We start from the raw sequence: 24,460 nt of genomic DNA, 5'->3' as shown, positions 1-24,460 counted from the left end.
TGCGCTGTGTCCCCGGCCGGTGGCGTTCTGATGATCGACAGCGCATCGGCCACTGTGGCAAAATCCCCCGCATTGGCCACCGTGAATAGTGATCTGGGCCACCGGGCGGGGGGCTGCCCGGCGGCCGGTCGGGTTGATCCGCGGTCCGGTGAGACTCGCACGGGTGGGGGAGGTGAGTGGCCATGAGCGCAGTGGACCAACTGTCCGCGCAGCCCGCCCGAACCGCACCGACCAGCGACTGCACCCTGTTCTGCCTGCCCTACGCCGGGGGCGACGCCACGGCGTACTGGCGGTGGCCCGACCTCCTGCCCGGGTCGGTCCGAGTGGACACCGTGGAGCTTCCCGGACGCGACGGTCGCCGGCCCGGGCACCAGGGGATCGAGGTGGGCGACGTGGCCGCCCGGATCGCCGCGCACGCCCACGCGCCGTACGCGCTGTACGGCCACAGCATGGGTGCCCGGCTGGCCTTCGAGGTGATCCGGGAACTGCGGCGTACCGGCACGCCGCTGCCGGTGCGGCTGTACGTGGGCGCGGCCCACCCACCGCACCTGCCCGAGCCGATCACCCGGCTGGCGCACCTGTCCGTGGACGCGTTCCTGGAGCAGTTGATCCTGCGCGCCGGTACGCCGCCCGTGGTCCGGGACGATCCGGACATCCGGGAGGCGGTGCTGCCGACGCTCCGCACCGACCTGGACTGGCTGAAGCGGTACCGCTACCGTCCCGCCGACCCGCTGCCCGTGCCGGTGGTGGCGTTCGCGGGCCTCGACGACCGGGAGGTACCCGACGACATGATGCTCGGGTGGGCCCGGCACACGTCGGCCTCCTTCCGGCTGCACACCCTGGTCGGTGACCACCTGTTCATCCGTACCGCACCACAGACCGTGACCGCGATGATCGCGGCCGACCTCGCGGCAGCCCTGTCCGACGTGCCGGCCGGGCCCGCCGTGGCCCCGCCCGCCGCCGACGAGATCCACCTGTGGCGGATGGCGCTGGACCACCTGCCGGCCGGCACCACCGCGACCGGGGAACTGTCCACCGAGGAGGCGGCCCGCGCGGCGCGGATCGCCGACCCGACGGAGCGTCGCCGCCACGTCGCATCCCGGGTGGCCCTGCGTGACCTGCTGCGGCGTTACGGCACGGATCCACTCCGGTCCGAACCGGCCGGGCTGCGCTGGTCGATCGGCCGGTCGGCCGGCACGGCGGTCGTCGCGGTCTGCCAGGAGGACCTCGGCGTCGACCTCGAAACGCTGCGGCCGATGGCCGACTTCGACGCCTTCTGCGAACGGGTCCTGGCCCCCGCCGAGCGGGCCGAGGTGCTGGCCGAACCGGAGGAACACCAGCTACGGGCCGCGATGCGGTGCTGGACGGCGAAGGAGGCCGTCCGCAAGGCCACCGGCAGCGCACCGGCCGGACCGGACGCCACCGGCTGGCAGGTCACCCACCTCGACCTGGACGGCGCGGTAGCCGCAGTCGCCACCTGCCGTGGACGGTGGCGACTGCGGTTCGAGACGTTCGGCATGGACCTGCGCTAGATGGACGTGGTACGAGCCGGCACACCGGGTGCGGGCCAGCGAGCGGACGAACCGGTGGCGCCCCGACAGTGGACACATGGCCCGGGACAGCCGTCCCCGGCCGGACTGCTGTGGGATCTCGTGGTGGCACAGGCGACGCAGCGGCCCGGGGCGGTCGCGGTCCGCCAGTGGGAGTCCACCCTCACCTACGCCACGCTGGTCGGTGCCGCCGCCGCGCTGGCCGGGCGGCTACGGGCCCTCGGGGTCGGACCGGAGACCCGGGTCGGCATCTGCACGCGCCGTGGCCCGCTGCTGCCGGTGGGCGTACTGGGCATCCTGGCCAGCGGTGGCGCGTACGTCGTGCTCGATCCGGCGCATCCCCTGAGCCGACTCGACGACATCTGCGCCGACGCCGGCATCGACGTGGTGGTGGTCGACGAGGGCGGGGCGACGCTGCTCGCCGACACCGGCCGGCAGCTCGTCGTACCGACCCTGGCGCCCACCGGCGCCGACGCACCGCCCACCGGCACCCGTCCGGCACCGGCCGGCGCAGCCAGCGCGACGAACACGGCGTACGTGCTGTACACCTCGGGATCGACCGGGCGCCCCAAGGGCGTGGCCGTCAGCCAGCACAGCGTCGCGTCGTTCGTCACCGCCGCCGGCCGGCACTTCGGACTCGACGCCACCTGCCGGGCCGTCGCCTTCTCCGCCCTTGGTTTCGACGTGTCGGTGCTGGACCTGCTGACCCCGTTGACCTGCGGGGCCAGCGTCCAACTCGTCCCGGACGCCGACCGCGTCGACCCGGCCCGCCTGCAGCGGTTTCTGGCCGCACACGAGGTGACCTGGGGATTCATCCCACCGGCCCTGCTGCCGTTGCTGGATCCGACCCGGCTGCCCACCCTGCGCGACGTCGTCACCGCCGGTGAGCCACCCGGCCCGGAGCAGGTGGCCCGCTGGTCGGCCCCACCGCAACGCCGGCTGCACAACTGGTACGGCCCGACGGAGACCACCGTGTGCGTGGTCGGCGGCGAGCTGACCGGCGACTGGCAGCGGCCGGTACCGATCGGCCGGCCACTGGCCGGATGCCGGGCGTACGTGCTCGACGAGCGGATGGACCCCTGTCCGCCCGGGGTGCCCGGTGAGTTGTACATCGGCGGTCCCCAGGTTGCCCTCGGGTACTGGCGGCGACCCGCGCTGACCGCCGAACGGTTCGTCCCCGACCCGTACGGCGACGAGCCGGGGGCACGGCTGTACCGCACCGGGGACCGGGCGGCGTGGGAGCCGGACGGACGGATCGCGTACCTGGGCCGGCTGGACCGGCAGGTGAAGATCCAGGGCCAGCGGGTCGAGATCGGCGAGGTCGAGTCGGTGGTCCGCGCGCATTCCCGGGTGTCGCAGGCGGTCGTCGACGTCGAACCGGGCGCGACCGGGGAACTGGTCGCCTTCCTGACCCCGGCCGACGCTCCCGACCTGGCCGCACTGCGGGAGCACTGCGCGCAGCGGCTACCCGGTTACATGCTGCCCACCCGCGTGGTCCGGCTCGCCACGCTGCCGTTGACCGTCGCCGGCAAGACCGACCTGGCGGCGTTGCGGGAGCTGAACCGGCAGCGGCCGAGCGTCGTACCGGCGCCGCAGCCGGCGGCGTCGCTCGCGGCGGCCGTGGCCACCGCCTGGGCGGAGGTCCTCCAGGCGTCCGGACCCGCGCCGACCGACGGGTTCCTCGACGTGGGCGGGCACTCGCTGCGGGCCATGCGGCTGGTGTCCGCGCTGCGGGACCGGATCGGCCGCGACATCGTCGTGGAGGACGTGTACGCCGGCCGCACCCTCGCCGGGCTGACCCGGCGGGTCGAGGCGGCCCCGGTGCTCGACGGCGCCGACCTCGTCCCGGTGGGCAACCCACCCGCGCTGTCCACCGCACAGCGGCGGATGTGGTTCGTGGAACAGGCCGCGCCCGGCACTCCCACCCACACCATCGCCTTCGCCGAGCGGCTCCGGGGGCCGCTCGACCTGTCCGCGCTGCGCAGCGCCCTCACCGGCGTCGCCGAACGCCACCAGCCGCTGCGCTGGCGGGTGCCGCAGCGCTCCGGCGCCCCCTACGTGGCCGTCGACGACGCCGTCGCGGTACCGGTGCCGGTGCTCGACCTGTCCGACGGGGCGCCGCACGAACGGGAACGGGCGCTGCGGGCGGCCCTCGACGCCGCCGCGCTCACCCCGTTCGACCTCGCCACCGGTCCGTTGTGGCGGGTCATGCTGGTGCGACTGGCGGACGACGAACACGTCCTGGCCGTCACCGTGCACCATCTCGTCTTCGACGGCTGGTCGCAGGAGGTGTTCTACCGGGACCTCGCCCACGGGTACGCCGCCGCACTCGACGGCCGCCGCCCCGAAGCGCCGCCCCTGCGTGCCGGGTTCGCCGACTACGTCGCGACCCTGGCCGACCGCGCCGCCCGCCACGGCGGCGCGCACCTGAACTGGTGGGCGCGCCGGCTGGCGGACGCCCCCACGGTGTGTGACCTGCCCCGCGACCGGCCCCGCCCGGCCACCCAGTCGTTCCGCGGCGCGACCCGCGACACCCGCCTCGACGCGGACACCACCGCTGCGGTCCGGGCCCTGGCCCGGCGGGCCGACACCACCGGGCACACCGTCCTGCTCGCCGCGTTCGCGCAGCTGGTGCGCCGGCTCACCGGACAGGACGACCTGATCGTCGGCATCCCGTTCGCCGACCGGGACCACGTCGCGTTCGAGCCGCTCATCGGGCTGCTGTTGCAGATCCTGCCGCTGCGGCTGCGCATCGCTGACGACGACAGCTTCACCGCGCACGTCCGGCGCTGCGCCGAGGAGGTCCGGCTCGCCGTCGCGCACCGGGACGCTCCGCTGGAGCGCGTCGTGGAGGCGCTGCGGGTGCCCCGCGACCTCGGGCGCAACCCGCTGATCCAGGTGCTGTTCAACATGTACACCTTCGGGCCGGCCCGGCTGGACCTGCCCGGCTGCACCGCACAGCCGGTACCGGCCGGGTTGCCCGGTTCGTTGTTCGACCTCACCCTGTACGTCAGTGAACACGGCGACGGCCTGCACCTCGCGGCGGTGTACAACCCGGACCTGTACGACGCCGACCGGATCGGGGCCCTGCTCGACACGTACACGCACCTGGTCCGGACCCTGGTCGCCACGCCCGACGCCCCGGTCGTCGACGCCCCGGCCCGCCCGCCGGCCGCCGGGCTGCCCGACTGGCGTACCCCGCTGCCGCGCCGCGACGGCGTACCGGTGCTGCACCGCATCGCCGGCCGCGTCGCCGCGCACCCCGACGACCCGGCCGTCACCGGTGCCGGCGGCGAGCTGACCTGGCGCGCGTTCGACGTGCTGCGCCGCCGGGTCGCCGCAGCGGTCGGCGCCGCCGGGATCGGCCCGGGGGAGACCGTCGCGGTCCTGGCGAGCCGGCACGTGGCACTACCGGCCCTGCTGCTCGGCGTGTTGACCGCCGGTGCCCGGTGGGCGGTGCTGGACACCGCCCACCCGGCCGCCCGGCTGGCCCGGCAGGCGACGGCCGCCGCCGCCAAGGCCCTGCTGGTCTGCCCGGACGTGACCGTCCCCGCCGAACTGGACCACCTGATCCGGCTCGACCCCGCCGACCCACCGGCCCCGCCCGACGGCACCGTGGCCCCGGTGGACGGCACTGTGGCGCCGGACGGCGGGTACCTGTCGTTCACCTCCGGCACCACCGGCGAGCCGCAGGTCGTGGCGGGCACCGCAGCGGCGCTGGCGGCGTTCCTCGACTGGTACCCGGACACCGTCGGTCTCGGACCGCACGACCGGTTCGCGCTGCTCGCCGGTCTCGGTCACGACCCGGTGCTGCGCGACCTGTACACGCCGCTGGTGCTCGGCGCGCGACTGGCCGTACCCGACCAGGCGCTGCTGCGCGACCCGGTCCGGCTCGGCGCCTGGCTGCGTGAGCAGCGGATCACCGTGGCGCACCTGACCCCGCAGTTGGGCCGGATGCTGACCATCGGCCCGGCCGGTGCACCCCTGTCCGACCTGCGCCTGCTCGTCGTCGCGGGGGACCAGTTCACCGCCGGGGACTCCGCCCGGCTGCGCGCGCTGGCGCCGCACGCCCGGCTCGTCAACGCCTACGGCACCACCGAGACCCCGCAGATCCACTCCTGGTACGAGGTGCCGGCCGACCCACCGGGCGACGTCGTCCCGATCGGGCACGGTGCCCCGGGCAGCGCCCTCGTCGTCGTCGACCGGTCCGGCCGACCGGCGGCGGTCGGCGAACTGGGCGAGGTGGTGGTCCGCAGCCGGCACCTGGCGACCGGCTACCTGGACCCCGGGCTGACCGACCGCCGGTTCGACCGCACCCCCGGCGGCACCGATCCTCAGGACCGGCGGTACCGCACCGGTGACCTGGGCCGGCACCGCCCCGACGGCACGGTGGTGCTGGCCGGCCGGGTCGACCACCAGATCAAGGTACGCGGCTACCGGGTCGAACTGGCCGAGATCGAGGCGGCCCTGGCCGCCCACCCCGACGTGCGGGCCGCCGCCGCGCTGCCGGTCACCACCGGCGCCGAGCAGGGCATCCGCGCGTTCGTCGCACCCGCCCAACCCGACCTGCGCCCGGCCGACCTGGTGGAGCACCTGCGGGCCCGGTTCCCCGAATACGCCGTACCGGCACAGCTGCACCTGGTGCCGGCGATCCCGCTGACCGCCAACGGCAAGGTGGACCGGCGGGCGCTGGCCGGCATCGTGCCGCGACCGCAGACCCGGCCGGTCGACGACGAGCTGCGGACCCGGACCGAACGGCTCGTCGCCGGAATCTGGTGCACCGTCCTCGGCCGGCAGCGGGTCGGCCCGGAGGACAACTTCTTCGACACCGGCGGCCACTCGCTGGCCCTGGTCGCGGTGGCCGCCCGGCTCTCGGCGGCCGTCGGTGCCGAGATCCCGGTGGTGGAGCTGTTCCGCCGACCCACCGTCCGCCTGCTCGCCGGCTTCCTCGACGGTGACAGCGGCAGCTCCGGTCTGGACCGGGCCGCCCGTCGCGTCGCGGCCCGCCGGGAACGTCTACGTCAGAGGAACCAGGGCCGCGCCGGCGGTGCCACGGATACGACTGGAGAAGGCGCGATATGACCCACACCCACCACGCCGTGGAGCCGACCGACACCCCGACCGCGGAGCCGATCGCCGTCATCGGCCTGGCCTGCCGGATGCCCGGCGCCGCCGACGCCCGGCAGTTCTGGGACAACCTCGTCGGCGGCGTCGAGGGCGTACGGTTCTTCACCCTCGACGAGCAGCGGGCACTCGGCGTACCCGAGTCGATCGTCAGCGACCCCAACTTCGTCCCGGCTGCTGCCGTCCTCGACGACTACGACAGCATCGACGCCGGGTTCTTCGGCATGTCCATCCGGGAGGCCGAGACCCGCGATCCGCAGCACCGGCTGCTGCTGGAGCTGAGCCACACCGCGCTGGAGGACGCCGGCTACGACCCGGCCCGCTACGACGGCGAGATCGGCATGTACGCCACCGTCGGCCCGGACGTTTACCAGTGGCTCAACATCCGCAGCAACCCCAAGGCGTACGCCAACGCCGGCTGGCTGGCGGTGATGGTCGGCAACCACCCCGACTACGCGGCGACCCTCGCCTCGTACCGGCTGGGCCTGCGCGGACCCAGCCTGACCATGAACACCGCCTGCTCCAGTTCGCTGGTGGCGCTGCACCTGGCCTGCGAGGCCCTGCGCAACGGCGAGTGCGACATGGCGCTGACCGGCGGCGCGACCATCGACATCCCGGCCGGGCACGGCTACCTCTACGACGAGGACGGCATCACCGCACCCGACGGGCACTGCCGCCCCTTCGACGCCGACGCGCGGGGCACCATCTGGGGCAGCGGGGGCGGGGCCGTGGTACTCAAACGGCTGTCGGAGGCGATCGCCGACGGCGACCACATCCGCGCGGTCGTGCTCGGCAACGCGATCAACAACGACGGCGACACCAAGGTCGGCTTCTCCGCGCCCAGCATGGAGGGACAGGCGGCGGTAATCGCCCAGGCGCTCGGCGTGGCCGGGGTCGACCCACGGTCGATCACGTACGTCGAGGCGCACGGCACCGGCACCGCCCTCGGCGACCCGATCGAGGTGTCCGCACTGTCCGCCGTCTACCAGCGCGACACCGACGACCGGGGCTGGTGCGCAATCGGCTCGGTGAAGTCCAACATCGGCCACCTCGGGCAGTCCGCCGGGGCCGCCGCGCTGATCAAGACGGTGCTGTCGCTGGAGCACGGACAGCTCCCGCCGAGCCTGCACTACCGGCAGGCCAACCCGAAGATCGACTTCGGGCAGAACCCGTTCTACGTCAACACCGAACTGACCCGGTGGGAGCCCGACGGCACCCCCCGCCGGGCCGCGGTCAGCTCGTTCGGCATCGGCGGCACCAACGCACATGCCGTCCTGCAGGAGGCGCCCCCGCAGACGCCGGTCGGCGGTGCCACCCGTCCGGCGTACCTGCTGCACCTGTCGGCACGTACCGACACCGCCCTGGCCCGCCAGCGCGAGCAGCTCGCCGCGCACCTGACCGCGTATCCGGAACTGGACCTCGCCGACGTGGCGTACACGCTGCGCGTCGGCCGGCGGGAACTCGCCCGCCGGGCCGCGGTGGTGGTCACCGACACGCTCGACGCGGTGGCCGCGCTGGCCGACGCCAAGCGCGTCGTCACCGGGGTGGCCGGCCGGCGCGCGCCCCGGGTGGCCCTGCTCTTCTCCGGCCAGGGCGCGCAGTACGCCGGCATGGGCGCCGAGCTGTACCGCACCGAGCCGGTGTTCCGCGACGCGGTGGACGAGTGCATCGACATCCTGGCCACCGACCCGGCCGGCGGCCTCGGCGACCTCCGGGAAGTGATCTTCACCGAGGGCGGCGACGAGGCGCTGCGCCGCACCGGTCGCGCCCAACCGGCACTGTTCGTCGTGGAGTACGCCCTGGCCCGGCTCTGGCAGACCTGGGGCGTCGAACCGGCCGCGATGCTCGGCCACAGCATCGGCGAGTACGTCGCCGCCACCCTGGCCGGGGTCTTCACCCTGCCGGACGCCCTGCGTCTGGTCGCCGCCCGGGGCCGGCTCATGCAGAGCATGCCGCCCGGCTCGATGCTCGCCGTGCAGCTCGACGAGGCCGAGGTCCACCCGATGCTGCCCGACGGGCTGTCGGTCGCCACCGTCAACGCCCCCAACAGCTGCGTGGTGGCCGGGCCGACCGAGCTGGTCGGGGCGTTCGCCGAGCGGCTGGCCGCCGACGGCGTGGGCGCCACGATGCTGCGTACCTCGCACGCGTTCCACTCGCCGATGATGGACCCGATCCTCGCCGCGATCCGCGACCTGGTCGCCGCGACCGAGCGGTCCGCGCCCCGGCTGCCGTTCCTGTCCAACGTGACCGGCACCTGGATCACCCCGCAGGAGGCCACCGATCCCGCGTACTGGGCGCGGCACCTGCGCGAGCCGGTCCGCTTCGGCGACGGGGTGGCCACCCTGCTGGCCGAGGGGGAGTGGCTGTTCCTGGAGTGCGGCCCGGGCCGCCAGCTCGCCGGGCTGGTACGCGGGCAGTTGCCCCGGGACGCGCAGGCCCCGCTGCCGAGCCTGCCCGGCCCCCGCGACAGTGTGTCGGATGTGCACGTGCTGTACCGCGCCGCCGGTGCCCTGTGGGCGCACGGCGTGGCACTGGACGCGGCGGCCATCGCCCCGGTGGCCAACCGGGTGCCCCTGCCGACCTACCCGTGGGAACGCACCCGGGCCTGGGTCGAGCCGGACGCCGCCGCAGCCGGGTTCTCCGCGCAGACCTCCGCGGTCGCCAGCCGCTCGGAACGCGGCGGGATCCTGCCGATCGACGCCTGGGCGTGGGCGCCGACCTGGCGCCAGCTCACCCCGGGCCCGTCGAGCGAACCGCCGATCGGCCGGTGCCTGGTGTTCTGCGACGACGACAGCACCGGACTCGGCGCGGACCTGCGCGCCCAGGGCGCGCAGGTCGTCGAGGTCCGCCCGGGCGCGGAGTTCGGGCGTACGGCCGACGGCTGGACCGTCCGGCCCGCCCACCGCGCCGACTACGACACCCTGGTCGCGGAGTTGGTCCAGGTCGGTGGGCCCGTCGAGCGGATCGTGCACGCCTGGGCGGCCGGCGGCCCACCCGCAGCCAATGCCCCGGCGGCGACCTGGGCCGCCCAGGACCAGGGCTTCTTCAGCCTGCTCTACCTCGTCGAGGCGCTCGCCGCCGGCGACCACCCGGAAACCGTCCGGCTCGACGTGCTGACCCGGGGGGCCGCCGACGTCACCGGCACCGACCTGGTCCGCCCCGAACACGCCACCGTCGCCGGGATCGCCCGGGTCGTCCCGCTGGAACTGCCGTGGCTGGCCGTCCGGCACGTCGACCTGGACCCGGCCGCCGCCGGGACGCCCGCCGACTGGTCGTCCGTCGTGACGGAGCTGGTCCGTAAGCCGGAGACCGACGAGGCCGGTCTCTGCCCGCCGACGGCGCTGCGCGCCAATCGCCGCTGGGCGCAGGAGTACCAGCAGGTCCCGCTCCCCGAACGGACCGCCGGGGTACGCACCAACGGCGTGTACGTGATCACCGGCGGGCTGGGTGGTATCGGCATCACGGTGGCCGAGGATCTTGCCTGGCGAGCCCGGGCCCGGGTGGTGCTGGTGTCCCGTTCCGGCCTGCCGCCGCGCGTGCAGTGGGACGACCACCTGCGGGAGCACGGTACGACCGGGCGGATCGGCCGGGCCATCGCCGCGGTACGCCGGATCGAGGAGGCCGGTGGTGAGGCACTGGTCCTGGCCGCCGACGTGACCGACCCCGAGGACCTGCGGCGGGTACGACGCGAGACGCTGGCCATGTTCGGCGCGATCCACGGCATCGTGCACGCCGCCGGTGTGCCCGGCGGTGGTGTCGCAGAGGTCAAGGAACGCGCCGACGCCGAGCGGGTGCTGGCACCGAAGCTGCTCGGCACCCTGGCGCTGCGGGAGGCGTTCGGGGACCTGGACCTCGACGCGGTGCTGCTCTGCTCGTCGATCACCGCAGTGGCGGGCGGCTTCGGCCAGGTCGACTACTGCGGTGCCAACGCCTTCCTCGACGCGCACGCCCGCAGCGCGCACGGCTGGCGGTCCCGGGTCGTCTCGGTCAACTGGGGCGGCTGGCTCGACGCCGGCATGGCCGCCGAGGTGGCCGCACCGGCGGCGCTGCGCGGCCGGGAGCCCGGTGAGCCCAGCACGCCGACCGCAGCGGAAACCGTGACGCCGGTCGGTCACCCGGTCGTCGTGGCGCGACACGACCCCGGCACCGGTGCGTTGCCCTGGTGCGGCGGGACGGTGTCCGCCGCGACCCACTGGGTGCTCGACGAGCACCGGATGTCACCGGTACCGCTGATGCCCGGCACCGGGTACGTGGAGATCGCCCGCGCCGCGGCCGAGGCGGCGCTGCCGGAGCGGGGCGACGGCCAGGTCATCGAGTTGCGTGACGTGGTCTTCGTCGAGCCGATGCCGGTACCCGACGGCACCTCCGCCGAGCTGCGGGTGGTCTTCGAGACCGAGCCCGACGGCGCCGAGTTCCAGGTCCGCAGCATCGCCGGCGGCACCACCTCGACCCACGCGCGCGGCGGTGCCGGCTGGACCGACTCCGGATCGACGCCGGTCGTCGACCTCGACGCTGTCCGTGGCCGCTGCACCCAGGCCGGCGGCCAGGGCGGGGTGGCGCTGTCGAGCCTGCTCACCTACGGGCCGCACTGGCAGAACCTGCGGACCTGGTACACCGGCGACAACGAGGCGCTGGCGCTGCTGGAAGCGAACGACGTCGTCGCCGCCGACCTGCACAACTGGGTGCTGCACCCCGGCATCCTCGACGAGGCCACCTCGTTCGCCCGGTTCAGGTTGGAGGGCCACTACCTGCCGCTGAGCTACGGCCGGGTGGTGGTCCGCGACCGGATGCCCCGCCGGCTCTGGAGCCACCTGCGGTTCCGGGACTCCGCGGGCGCGGAGGTCATCGTCGCCGACGTGTCCCTGATCGACGACGCCGGCCGGGAGATCGTCAGCATCAGCGACTACGTCCTGCGCCGGATCAACCCCGACGCCGTGCACGCCACGGTGACGGCCCGCCCGGGGACCGACCAGGCCGGCGGCGACGCCACGGTGACCGCCGCCGAGCCGGATGCGGTCGCCGGGCCGGTCACCGCCGACCGGCGGGGGATCCGCCCCGCCGACGGCGCCGAGGCGCTGTGCCGGTTGCTGGCCACCCCGCTCGGCGCGCAGGTCGTGGTCACCGCGGTCGCGTTGCCGACCTTCCTGGCCGAGGTGGGTGGGGTCACCCGGGACGCGGTCGAGGACCTGTCGCCGGACGACTCGGCGGCCCGCCCGGGTGGTGCGGCCCGACCCCGGTCGGACAGCTACGTCGCGCCCAGGACCGAACTGGAGGCGACCGTCGCGCAACTGTTCGGTGAGGTGCTCGGCGGTGACGAGATCGGCGTCGAGGACGACTTCTTCGACCTGGGCGGCAACTCGCTGGTGGCGGTCCAGCTCATCGCGCTGGTCCGCAAGCAGGTCCAGGTGAAGCTACCGATGCGCAGCCTGTTCGAGGAACCGACCGTGGCCGGCGTGGTGCGCCTCATCGAGCAGGAACGGCACAGCGCCGCTCCCGCCGTACCCGACGAGGGCGCCACCATCATCGTCCGCCAGCCCCGCCGCGCCGACGTGGGGCAGCGGTGAGCGTGAGGAGTGAGCGTAGCGAGCCCCGCAGTCGCGAACGGAAGGGAGCACTGCGGTGAGCGTGAGGAGTGAGCGTAGCGAGCCCCGCAGTCGCGAACGGAAGGGAGCACTGCGCCCGTGACGGATCTGCACCAGCGGCTGGCCCGGCTCACCCCGCAGCAGCGCGCCGCCCTGGAGGCACGGCTGCTCGCCGCGCCGGGCACGGCGGCGGCCACGATCCCGCGCCGGGCGTCCGGCGTGGACGCCCCCCTGTCGTACGCGCAGGAGCGGCTGTGGTTCCTGCAGCGGTTCGACCCGGGTGACACCGCGTACCACCTGCACCTGGTGGAGCGGCTGCACGGTCCGGTCGACGCCGGACTGCTGCAACGCGCCCTGGACACCGTCGTCGCCCGGCACGAGGTGCTGCGCTCCGGCTTGCCGATCCGCGGCGGCCGGCCCGTGCAGGTCCCCGAGCCTGGCCGCACGGTGCCGGTGACGGTCGTGGCGGTCGACGGCGCGACCGCAACGGACCGGGAGGCACACGCCCGGGCACTGGTGGATGAGCTGGTCAACGCCCCGTTCGACCTGGAGCGGGCGCCGCTGCTGCGGGTCGCGCTGCTACGACTCGACGATGACGACCACGTGTTCTGCCTCGTGCTGCACCACGTCGCCGGCGACGGCTGGTCGTTGGCCGTCATCGCCGACGAACTGTCCCGCGACTACCCGGCCCTGCTGGCCGGGACGGTCCCCGACCTGCCCGACCTGCCGGTGCAGTACGCCGACTACGCGGCCTGGCAGCGGGCCCGGTCGGGTGACGCGGAGCAGACCGGGCGCATCGAGCGGCTGCGCGAACGGGTCGGCGCGGCGCCACCGCTGGTGCTGCCCACCGACGGGCCCCGGCCGTCGGTGCGCACCGCGAAGGGGCGGTCGGCGTCGCGGCGGCTCGGCCCGCTGCTGTCCGCCCGGGTCACCGAACTGGCGAAGGCGGAGAAGGCCACCGTCTTCATGACGCTGCTCGCCGCGTACCAGGTGCTGCTGGCCCGGCACAGCGGACAGCGGGACTTCTGCATCGGCTCGCCGATGGCCGGGCGGGACCGGCCCGAGGTCCGGCCGCTGGTCGGCTGCCTCACCGACACGCTGCTGCTGCGCGCCGACCTGGCCGGTGACCCGACCTTCCGGCAGCTGCTGGCCCGGGTACGTGACGACGCCCTGCGGGCGTACGCCGAGCAGGGCGTCGCCCTGGAACAGCTCATCGAGCAGGTGGGCGCCGACCGGGACACCAGCCGTACCCCGCTGTTCCAGGCCATGTTCAACCTCCAGCCGGCCCGGACCGGGCTGCTGGCGCTGCCCGGCGTGACGGCGACGCCGTGGGCGCCGGACCTGCGGCATGTCAAGGTCGACGTGGAACTGGACGTCAACCAGTACCCGGACGATCTGGAGCTTCAGCTCAGCGTCAGCGAGGTGTTCGACCCGGGTACGGCCCGCCGCCTGACCGGTCACCTGGCGACCCTGCTGGCCTCGGCGGTCACCGCGCCGGACCGGCCACTGTCCCGGCTGACGATGCTCGACGACGCCGAACGGCACCTGGTGCTGCGGGAGTGCAACGACACCGTGGCCGCCTATCCCCAGCGAACGCTGCACGAGCTGGTCGCCGGGCAGGCGGCCCGTACCCCGGACGCGGTGGCCGTGCTCGACGCCGGGCGGCAGCTCACCTACCGGGAACTGGACGGGCGGGCGAACGGGTTGGCGTGGTGGCTGCGGGAGCGGGGACTGCGCCCGCACACCCCGGTGGCGGTGCTGCTGCCCCGCGACGCCGACCTCGTCGTGGCGCTGCTCGCGGTGCTGCGGGCCGGCTGCCACTACGTACCCCTGGAACCGGGGTACCCGACCCACCGGCTGCGGGAGATCGTCGCCGACGCCGGTGTGCCGGTGGTGCTCACCCGGGGCGCCTCGCCCTGGCCCGACGTGACCACCATCGACCTCGACGACGAACAATCCGGGCCGGCCGACGAGGCGCCATCGGCATCCGGTGACCCGGACGACCTGGCGTACCTCATCTACACCTCCGGCTCCACCGGGCGGCCCAAGGGAATCCGGGTGCCGCACCGGGGGGTGGTCAATCTGGTCACCGATGTGGCCCGCACCCTCGGCTGCGGTCCGGCGGACCGGTGGCTGTTCCTCACCTCCGTGTCGTTCGACATCGCCGCGCTGGAGGTGTTCGCGCCGCTGCTGACCGGCGGCGCGGTGGTCGTCGCCGGCGCCAGTTCGGTGTACGCCGTCGACCAGGTCCGGGCCCTCATCGCCGACCACGCGGTGACCACCGTGCAGGCGCCCCCGTCGGTGCTGGAGGCGCTGCTGCCGCAGCTACCGCCCGGACTGCCCCGGGTGATCAGCGGCGGTGAGGCGCTGCCGGCCAGGCTCGCCGAACGACTGCTGGACCGGGTCGGTGAGCTGTGGAACTTCTACGGCCCGACCGAGACCACCATCTGGTCGACCCGCAGTCGGGTGCGTCCCGGCGAGCCGGTGTCGATCGGCTCGCCGGTGGCCAACACCGCCGCCTACGTGCTCGACGAGCGGTACGAGCCGACCCCGGTGGGCTGCGTCGGTGAGCTGTACCTGGCCGGTGCCGGGGTGGCCCGCGACTACCACGCCGATCCCGCGCTGACGGCGGACCGCTTCCTGCCCGACCCGTACGGCGCAGCACCGGGAGGGCGGATGTACCGCACCGGTGACCTGGTGCGCCGCCGCGCCGACGGGCAGCTGGACTTCGTCGGCCGCACCGACGACCAGGTGAAACTCGGCGGGGTACGCATCGAACCGGGTGACATCGAGGCCGCCCTCGCCGACCACCCGCAGGTACGCCGGGCCGTGGTGACCGTCCGCGACGACCAGCCCGCCGGCCGGGCCCTGGTCGGCTACGTCGACTGGGCCGGCGACGACGACCCGGCGACGGCGCTGCGCGCACACCTGCGCACCCGACTGCCGGAGGCGATGATCCCCGCCGCGTTCGTCGTGCCGGACGCGTTCCCGGTCCTGCCCAGCGGCAAGCTGGACCGGGCCGCGCTGCCCGCCCCGGTCACCGTGCCGGCGGCGGCGCCGTCCCGACCACCACAGACCGACAGTGAACTGCTGGTCGCCGAGGTCTTCGGCGAGGTGCTGGGACGCGACAGGCTCGGCGCCGACGACGACTTCTTCGCCCTCGGCGGCAATTCACTGCTCGCGATCCGTGCGCTCGCCGAACTCGGCGCCACCACCGAACTGGACATTCCGCTGCGGACGCTGTTCACCCACCGGACCGTCGGCCAGCTCGCCACGGTGATCGAGGAGCTGATCGCCGCCGACCTCGATCAGCTCTCCGACCAGGAGGCGGCCCGTCTGCTCGCCGACCGGGGGCGGCCGACGTGACCACCTCACCGGGCCTCTCCTCGGGCAATGTGGACCTGTCCGCCCAGAAGCGGGAGCTGCTGCGCCAACGGTTGCGCCGCTCCGGCCCGGCCGCGCCGCGCATCCCGCGCCGCCCGGACGACACCGGGGCACCACCCCTGTCGTTCGCGCAGGAACGGCTCTGGTTCATGGAGCAGTTCGCCCCGGGCACCGGCGCGTACACCGTCCCGCTGTGCCTGCGGCTGCACGGTGACCTCGACGTCGAGCTGCTGCGCCGGGCCGTCACCGGGGTGGTCACCCGGCACGACGTGCTGCGCTACCGGTTCCCGCCCACCGAGGACGGGGTACCGTGCATCGAGGTCGATCCGGTGCGGCCGGTGGACATCGCGGTGCACGACGTCACGACGGCCGGCGTGACCCCGGCGCAGCGGGAACGCGCGGCCCGGGACCTGGCCGCCGCCGAGGCGGCGCGGGCGTTCGACCTGCGTACCGGCCCGCTGCTGCGGGTCGTGCTGCTGCGGCTGGACGCGGCCGACCACGTGCTGCTGGTCTGCACCCACCACACCGTCAGCGACGGCTGGTCCACCGACGTCCTCGCCGACGACCTGCTCGCCCACTACACGGCGTACGCCCGGGATATCCCGCCGGAGCTGCCCGAACTGCCGGTGCGGTACGGCGACTACGCGCTCTGGCAGCGCGACCGGGTGGCCACCGGCGGCCTGGCGGCCTCCCGGGAGTACTGGCGGCGACAGCTGGCCGGGGTCCCACCACTGGAACTGCCGGTCGACGGCGCCCGGGGCGCGGAGCAGACCTTCGCCGGCGCCTCGCACCACTTCCGGCTGGACCGCACCCTGCTCGACGCGCTGCAACCGGTGGCCGACCGGACCGGCGCGACGTTGTACATGACGGTGCTGGCCGCGTACCAGGTGCTGCTGCTGCGGCACACCGGCCAGCCGGACTTCGCGGTCGGCTCGCCGGTCGCCGGTCGGCCGCTGCCGGAGCTGGCCCGCCTGGTCGGCATGTTCGTCAACATGCTGCCGATGCGGGCCGCCCTCGCCGACGACCCGACCTTCGTCGAGGCGCTGACCCGGGTCCGGGACACCGCGTTGGACGCCTGGTCGCACCAGGACCTCCCGTTCGAGCAGGTGGTCCAGGAACTGGACACGGTGCGCGACCCGAGCCGGCCGCCGGTGTTCCAGACCGTTTTCGTGCTGCAACCGGCGCCCGAGCCGCGACCGGCCGACGGCCCGCTCACCGCCACCCGGTTCCCGTTCGACCTGCACGCCACCCGCTACGACCTGGAGCTGTACGCGTTCCCGTCGCCGGACGGGCTGGAGTGCATGTTCGTCTACAACAGCGACCTGTTCGCCGCGGAGCGGATCGGCTGGCTCGGTGGGCACCTGACGTCGCTGCTGACCTCGGCGGCGGCGCAGCCGGACACCCCGGTGTCGCGGCTGGACATGCTGACCGCGCAGGAGCTGGCCGAGGCCGCCCGGCGCAACGACACCGCACAGGACCTGGGCCCGCCGACCTGCCTGCACCGGCTGGTCGTCGCGCAGGCCGCCCGCACGCCGGACGCGGTGGCCGTGCGCGATGCCCGGGGCCCGCTGACCTACGCCGAGCTGGACCGGCGGGTACGCCGGCTGGCCGGCGCGCTCACTGCTGCCGGTGCCCGTACCGGTGACCTGGTCGCCGTGGTCATGGAACGTGGCGCCGAGCAGGTCGTGGCGACGCTGGCCATCCAACTGGCCGGGGCGGCGTACCTGCCGGTCGACCCGGACCTGCCGTCGGCCCGCCGGTACCACCTGATCGAGCGGGGCGGCTGCCGGCTGGCGCTCACCCAGCCGTGGCTGGTCGACCGTCTGGAATGGCCGGCGGACGTCCGTACGCTGGTGGTCACCGACGACGGGCCAGCACCGGGCGACGAGGCGCCGGACGGCACCGCGCCGGCTGATCCAGCCGGGCCGGACGACTTGGCGTACGTCATCTTCACTTCCGGCTCCACCGGCGACCCCAAGGGCGTCGTGATCGACCACCGGGCCGCCGTCAACACGATCCGCGACATCAACCAGCGCTTCACGGTCGGCCCCGACGACCGGGTACTCGCCGTGTCCGCGCTCAGCTTCGACCTGTCCGTGTACGACATCTTCGGCCTGCTCGCCGCTGGCGGCACGCTGGTGATGCCGGAGCCGGCGGCGGCGAAGGACCCGGCCGCCTGGGCCCGCTGGGTCAGCGAACACCAGGTCACCGTCTGGGACTCGGTGCCCGCCCTGATGGAACTGCTCGTCGAACACGCCGAGCAGGACGGCACCGACCTGACCTCGCTGCGTCTGGTGCTGCTCTCCGGGGACTGGATCCCGCTGGACCTGCCCGACCGGATTCGCGCCGTCGCGCCGCATGCCCGGGTGATCAGCCTCGGCGGCGCCACCGAGGGCGCCATCTGGTCGATCTCCTACCCGGTGGGTGCGGTCGACCCGCAGTGGCGGTCCATCCCGTACGGCACACCGCTGGCGAACCAGAGCTTCCACATCCTGGACCGGCACGGCCACCCGGTGCCGGTCGGCGTCACCGGTGAACTGCACATCGGCGGGGTCGGCGTGGCCCGGGGATACTGGCGTGACCCGGAGCGTACGGCGGCCAGCTTCTTCCCCCATCCGGTCACCGGCGAGCCGCTGTACCGCACCGGTGACCTGGGCCGGTACCGGCCCGACGGGGTGATCGAGTTCCTGGGTCGGGTCGACAGCCAGGTCAAGATCCGCGGGTACCGGATCGAGTTGGGTGAGATCGAGGCGCACCTGTCCCGCTGCCCCGGGGTCGCCGAGTGCGTGGTGGCCGTCCTGCGGCACGACGGCGAGCAGATCCTCGTCGGGTACGTGGTGCCCCGTGACGGCGCCGCACCGACGCCCGCCGAGCTGCGCGGGTACCTCACCGACCGGCTCGCCGGGTACATGGTGCCCAGTCACTACGTGACGCTGCCCAGGTTGCCGCTGACCGGCAACGGCAAGGTGGACCGCAAACGCCTTCCCGCGCCGGAGACGGCCGCCGTGACCGGGCCCGTCGCGGCCGGCGGCGACACCACGGCGTCGATGACCCCGACCGAGCGGATCGTCCTGGAGGTGTTCCGGCAGACCCTCGCGGTGGCGTCACCCGGCCTGGACGACAACTTCTTCGACCTCGGTGGGCACTCCATCGCGGCGATCCAGACGGTCACCCGGCTGCGGCGGGCGCTGCCGGGCGACCCGGACACGGCGCCGGTGTTCGGAGTGACCGACCTGTTCCGCCACCCCACCGTGCGGGAGTTCGCCGCCCTGATCGACCACGCGGCCGACGATCCGGCCGACGGTGACCCGGGCCCCCGGATGCTGCACCGGTTGACCCCCCGGTCGGCCGGCACCCCGACGGTGACCTACGTCTGCGTGCCCTTCGGCGGTGGCCAGCCGATGGTCTACCAGCCGCTCGCCGACGCCCTGCCCGCCGACCGGGCGTTGTACGCGGTGGCGATCCCCGGGCACGACCCGACCCGGCCCGACGAGGTGACCGAACCGATCGAGGTGGTCGCCCGGCGCTGTGCCGACGAGATCGGCGCACACGTCGACGGGCCGCTGGTCATCTACGGCCACTGCGGCATCGGCGGCGCGCTCGCCGTGGAGACGGCCCGCTGCCTGGAGGCCGACGGCCGGGACCTCGCCGCGGTCTGTGTGGGCGGGATCTTCCCCTTCGCCCGGCCGGCCGGCCGCATCGCCGGTCCGCTGTCCCGGCTGGTGCGCTTCGACCGGCTCGGTGGCGACCGCGCCTACGAGAACCGGCTGCGGGCCACCGGCGGCGACGTGGCCGGCCTGGAACCGCAGCAGGTCAAATTCATGATCGCCAGCCTGCGGCGGGACTCCCGCCTCGCCGAGGACTACTTCACCCGGCTGCTCGCCAGCGACCCGGTGCCGCTGCGGGCGCCGATCGTGTCGGTGGTCGGCGAGCGGGACGTCGCCACCGACTTCTACGCCGAACGGTTCCGCGAGTGGCACTTCCTGACCGCCACCACCGGGCTGGTCGTCCTCGACGAGGCCGGCCACTACTTCCTGCGGTACCGCGCGCAGGAGCTGGCCGAGATCCTGACCGGCGCCCCGGACACCGTCACCGCCGCGACCGGGTCCCGGATCGACACGTACACCGTGGACTCCGCCCCGCGCGGTGCCCGGCCGAGCTGGTGGACGCAGTCGGTGTCGGTGGCCGGTGCCCGGCGGGACACCGCCATGCCGGTGCCGGCCGGCCCGCAACCGGGCCTGGGCCGGTTCCTCGCCGTCGCGGTGAGCCAGCTGGTGTCGTTCACCGGCACCGCGCTCACCGACTTCGCCCTGCCCCTGTGGGTCTACCTGACCACCGGCTCGCTGGCGCAGTTCGCCGTGTTCATGATGCTCGCCATCGTGCCGGGGGTGTTCGTCGCACCGCTGATCGGTGCCCTGGTCGACCGTTCGGACCGGCGCCGCGTCATGATCGCGGGCAGCTGCGCGGCCGGTACCGTGCAACTCGTCCTCGGGCTGCTGGTCTGGACCGACAACCTGGCGATCTGGCACACCTACCCGCTGGTGACCCTGCTGTCGGTGGCGCTGACCGCGCACCGGCTCGGCTACACCACGGCGGTCCCGCAGCTGGTGCCCAAGCAGTACCTGGGCCACGCCAACGGGCTGGTGCAACTGGCCAACGGCATCGCCCAGTTCGTGGCGCCGCTGGGTGCGGTGGCCCTGCTGTCCACCATCGGCCTCGGCGGCATCCTGGTCTTCGACCTGGTCGGCTTCGCGATCGGGATCTGCATCCTGCTCGCCACCCGGTTCCCGCAAACCATGGCGTACACGCCACGGGAACCGCTGGCGACCGAGATCGCCCAGGGCTTCCGGCTGTCGTTCGGCAACCGGTCCTTCCGGGCGCTGATCGGGTACTTCGCGCTGCTCAACATCCTGCTCGCGCCGCTGCTGATGTCGCTGATGCCGCTGTCGCTGTCGTTCGGCGACATGTCGACGGCGGGCACCGTGTCGTTCATCGGTGGTGGTGGCGCCGCACTCGGCGGTCTCATCGTCGCCTTCTGGGGCGGCCCGGCCCGGCGCCGGGTCCGGGGCATGCTGCTGGTGTCGCTGCTGTTCGGCGTCTTCGGCGCGGTCACCGGCGTGCACCCGTCGGTACTCGCCGTCGGGCTCGGCGCCTTCGGGCTGTGGGGCACCCTGTCGGTGGTCAACGGCATCTACCTGACGGTCGTGCACGTCAAACTGCCGCAACGGTTCCACGGCCGGGTCATCGCCCTCAACCAGGCGGTGGCCTGGTCCACGCTGCCGCTCGGCTTCGCGGTCGTCGCGCCACTGGGGGAGAAGCTGCTCCAGCCGCTGATGACCGCCGACGGCGCGCTCGCCCCCACCGTCGGCGCGGTCATCGGCACCGGACCCGGCCGGGGTCTGGGCCTGCTGTACATCCTGCTCGGCGTGGCGCTCACCGCGCTGGTCCTGGCCGCGCTGCGTACCCGCACACTCCGTCGCTTCGACGACGAGGTACCCGACGCCGATCCCGACGACCTGGTCGGCGCGCGGACCGTCCGACAGCGGGCCACCGGGCCCGTACCTGCCCCCGATCGACCAGTGGAGAGCGCGTGACCGCCGAGCCCGATGTCTTCCCGGCCGCCTCCGGGCAGGAACGCATGTGGTTCCTCGCCCGCCTGGAGCCCGACCTCGCGGTCTACAACGTCAACCTGTGGATCCCGTTGCCGCCCGACTACGACCTGACGCTGGTCCGCCGGGCGTTGACCCTGCTGGTGCAGCGGCACGAGGCGCTGCGCACCACGTTCCGGCTCGGCGCCGACGCTGACGGCGCCGACGCCGCTGGTGCCGCCGCCGACGGTACCGGCGGCCGGGGCGGCGTCGTGCAGCTCATCCACCCCGCAGCCGAGCTGGACGTCACCGAGACCGACCTGCGGGAGCTGCCCGCCGAGGAGCGGGAACCGGCCTTCCACCGGCTCGCCCGCCAGGACGCGGCGCGGCCGTTCGCGCTCGACCGCGCCCCGCTGTGGCGGGCCCGGCTGGTCCGGCTCGCCGCCGACGAGCTGCGCCTGATCTGGATCTGCGACCACACCGTGTTCGACGGCGCCTCCTCGGACCCGTTCGTCACCGAACTGCTGGAGTGCGCTGCCGCGCTCGCCGAGGGACGCCCACCACGCCTGGTCGACCTGCCGATCCAGTTCGCCGACTACGCCGTCTGGCAGCGCGGACGCCTCACCGACGAACGGGTCGGCGCCGAACTGGCCCACTGGCGCCGGGTCCTCGCCGACCTGCCCGACGAGCTGGGCCTGCCGACCGACCGGCCCCGCCCGCCGGTCCGCAGCTACCGGGGCGAGGTGCACCAGTTCGCGCTGTCGGCGGCCCTGACCACCAGGGTCGAGCAGTGGTCGCAGCGGCGCGGGGTCACCCCGTTCATGACGCTGCTCGCCGCGTTCAAGACCCTGCTGTCGCGCTGGGCCGGACACCCGGACATCTTCGTCGGCTGTCCGATGGCCGGCCGGGCACTGCCCGAGCTCCAACCCCTGATCGGCATGTTCGTCAACGCCGTCGTCATCCGTACCGACCTCGACGGTGACCCGAGCTTCACCGACACGGTGCGCCGGGTCCGCGCCTCCCTGCTGGAGTCGATCGACCATCAGGAACTGCCCTTCGAACGCATCGTGGAGGACCTCCAGCGCACCCGTGACCTCAGCCGGCCCCCGCTCTACCAGGTCGCGTTCAACCTGGTGCCGTCGGACACCCGGGGGCAGATCGCCAACGGCACGGTCAAGGTCGACCTGGCACTGGACCTCAACATCCGCGACGGGCGGCTGCACGGCCGGCTGGAGTACGCCACCGACCTGTTCGACACCGCGACGGTGCAGCGGCTCGCCGACACGTACACCACCCTGCTCACCGCCGCCCTCGACGATCCCGACCGGCCGATCTCCCGGCTGCCGCTGCTCACCGCCGCGCAGCGGGCCGCCGTGCTCGCCGCCGGACACGGCGCGGACGTACCGCTGCCGTCTCCGGCGCTGCTCACCGACCTGCTGCACGCCCAGGCGCAGCGGACCCCGCACGCCGTCGCCGTGGTCAGCGGCACCGACACCGTCAGCTACGCCGAGCTGCACTCCCGGGCCAACCGGCTCGCCCACCACCTGCGCGACCTCGGGGTGGGCCCGGAGGTCCCGGTGGCCGTCTGCGTTCCGCGCCGCGTCGAACTGGTCGTCGCCCTCGTTGCGGTACTCAAGGCCGGCGGGGTGCTGGCCCCCCTCGACCCCGACCACCCGCCGGCCCGCCTGACATTCCAGCTTGCCGACTCCCGCGCCGCCGTCGTGCTCACCGAACGCGGTCTGCGGGACCGCTTCGCCGCGTCCGGGCCGGCGACGGTACTGGTCGACGAGCCTGACGGGCGGCCGTGGCCGGACACCGTGCCGCCAACCGCCCTGCACCCGGACAACGCCGCGTACCTGCTCTACACCTCCGGTTCCACCGGCCGCCCCAAGGGTGTGCTCACCAGCCACCGGGCGCTGGTGAACCGGCTGGGATGGATGCAGCAGCGGTTCACCCTCGACGGTGCCGACGCGGTGCTGCACAAGACCTCCGCCGGCTTCGACGTGTCCCTGTGGGAGCTGTTCTGGCCGCTGGTCACCGGCGCCCGGCTGGTCCTGGCCGTCCCCGACGGGCAGCGTGACCCGGCGTACCTGCGCGACGAGATCATCCGGAGCAACGTCACCACCGTGCACTTCGTACCGTCGATGCTGGAGCTGTTCGTGGCGGCCGACGGGATCGGGGAGTGCCGGTCGCTGCGCCGGATCATCTGCAGCGGCGAGGAGCTGACCCGGAGCCTGGCCGAACGCTGCCACCAGCGCCTGCCGGGCACCGGGCCGCACAACCTGTACGGTCCCACGGAGGCGGCGATCGACGTGTCGGCGTGGCCGTTCGACCCGGCCGGGACCGGACCGGTGCCGATCGGCCGGCCGGTGGCCAACACCCGGCTGCTCGTACTCGACCGGTGGCTGGAACCGCTGCCGGTCGGCTTCCCCGGCGAGCTGTACCTCGGCGGGGTGCAGCTGGCGCGCGGCTACCTCGGCCGGCCCGGCCGCACCGCCGGGTCGTTCCTACCCGACCCGCACGGTCCGGCCGGGGGCCGGCTCTACCGCACCGGCGACCTGGCCCGACTGCGCGCCGACGGTGCCGTCGAGTACCTGGGGCGCACCGACTCGCAGGTGAAGATCCACGGCGTCCGCGTCGAACTGGGCGAGATCGAGAGCGTGCTGACCGGGCACCCGCAGGTACGCCGGGCGGTGGCCGCGGTCCGGGACGACGCCCCTGGTGGGCGGGGCCTGGTCGCCTACGTCGACTGGGCCGGCGACGCCACCGACGCGCCCGCCCGGCTGCGTGAGCTGCTCTCCCGGCATCTGCCGGTCACGCTGCTGCCACAGGCGTTCGTACTGACGGCACACTTCCCGACGCTGCCCAGCGGCAAGGTCGACCGGTCGGCGCTGCCGGCACCGGGCGGCGCCGACCGTACCCAGGTGGCCGCCGTCTACCAGCCGCCGGGGACCCCGCTGGAGGAGGAGCTGTGTGCCCTCTGGGCGCAGCTACTCGGCCGGGACCGGGTCGGCGTCGCCGACGACTTCTTCGAACTGGGTGGGCACTCGCTGCTGGCCGTGCAGCTCGTCGGTCGGCTGCGGGAGCGCTACGGGGTGGAGTTCCCGCTTCGCCGCTGCTTCGAGGTCACCACGGTGGAAGGGCACGCGCTGGAGATCCTGGCGCTGCGCCTGGCCGACACCGACACCGAGGCGCTGCTGGCCGCCCTGGAGGCGGGTTCCTGAGGCACCTG

At 74.1% G+C, this 24,460-nt stretch carries 6 protein-coding genes; all 6 read left to right on the top strand.

Annotation, left to right across the window (positions count from 1 at the left end; all coding sequences use genetic code 11):
• Positions 1-182: 182 nt before the first annotated feature.
• Positions 183-1,532, top strand: coding sequence for a thioesterase domain-containing protein (locus tag V6U90_RS22335; RefSeq protein ID WP_334439957.1), 1,350 nt, complete (start codon positions 183-185; stop codon positions 1,530-1,532).
• Positions 1,533-1,655: 123 nt separating this feature from the next.
• Positions 1,656-6,632 carry an amino acid adenylation domain-containing protein gene (locus V6U90_RS22330; protein WP_334439954.1) on the top strand — a complete coding sequence of 1,659 codons (4,977 nt, stop codon included), beginning with the start codon at positions 1,656-1,658 and terminating at the stop codon, positions 6,630-6,632.
• Positions 6,629-12,238 carry a type I polyketide synthase gene (locus V6U90_RS22325; RefSeq protein ID WP_334439951.1) on the top strand — a complete coding sequence of 1,870 codons (5,610 nt, stop codon included), beginning with the start codon at positions 6,629-6,631 and terminating at the stop codon, positions 12,236-12,238. The genes V6U90_RS22330 and V6U90_RS22325 overlap by 4 nt, the downstream gene beginning before the upstream one ends.
• A 117-nt stretch (positions 12,239-12,355) precedes the next feature.
• Positions 12,356-15,622 (top strand): non-ribosomal peptide synthetase, encoded by a 3,267-nt coding sequence (locus V6U90_RS22320; protein WP_334439948.1) that lies wholly within the window; start codon positions 12,356-12,358, stop codon positions 15,620-15,622.
• The gene (locus V6U90_RS22315; protein WP_334439945.1) at positions 15,619-21,234 is read left to right on the top strand and encodes a non-ribosomal peptide synthetase/MFS transporter; all 5,616 of its coding nucleotides are present in this window, start codon (positions 15,619-15,621) and stop codon (positions 21,232-21,234) included. Before V6U90_RS22320 ends, V6U90_RS22315 begins: the two co-directional genes overlap by 4 nt.
• The gene (locus V6U90_RS22310) at positions 21,231-24,452 is read left to right on the top strand and encodes a non-ribosomal peptide synthetase (RefSeq protein ID WP_334439942.1); all 3,222 of its coding nucleotides are present in this window, start codon (positions 21,231-21,233) and stop codon (positions 24,450-24,452) included. Before V6U90_RS22315 ends, V6U90_RS22310 begins: the two co-directional genes overlap by 4 nt.
• The last annotated feature ends 8 nt before the right edge of the window (positions 24,453-24,460 follow it).

The organism is Micromonospora sp. CPCC 206060 (assembly GCF_036906895.1).
GTDB lineage: Bacteria > Actinomycetota > Actinomycetes > Mycobacteriales > Micromonosporaceae > Micromonospora.
This window is presented reverse-complemented; position numbering and strand designations above follow the sequence as displayed.

Excerpts from the sequence above, each read along its gene's own strand:
- V6U90_RS22335 (WP_334439957.1), top strand. The coding sequence starts at position 183 with ATGAGCGCAGTGGACCAACTGTCCGCGCAGCCCGCCCGAACCGCACCG.
- V6U90_RS22325 (WP_334439951.1), top strand. The coding sequence starts at position 6,629 with ATGACCCACACCCACCACGCCGTGGAGCCGACCGACACCCCGACCGCG.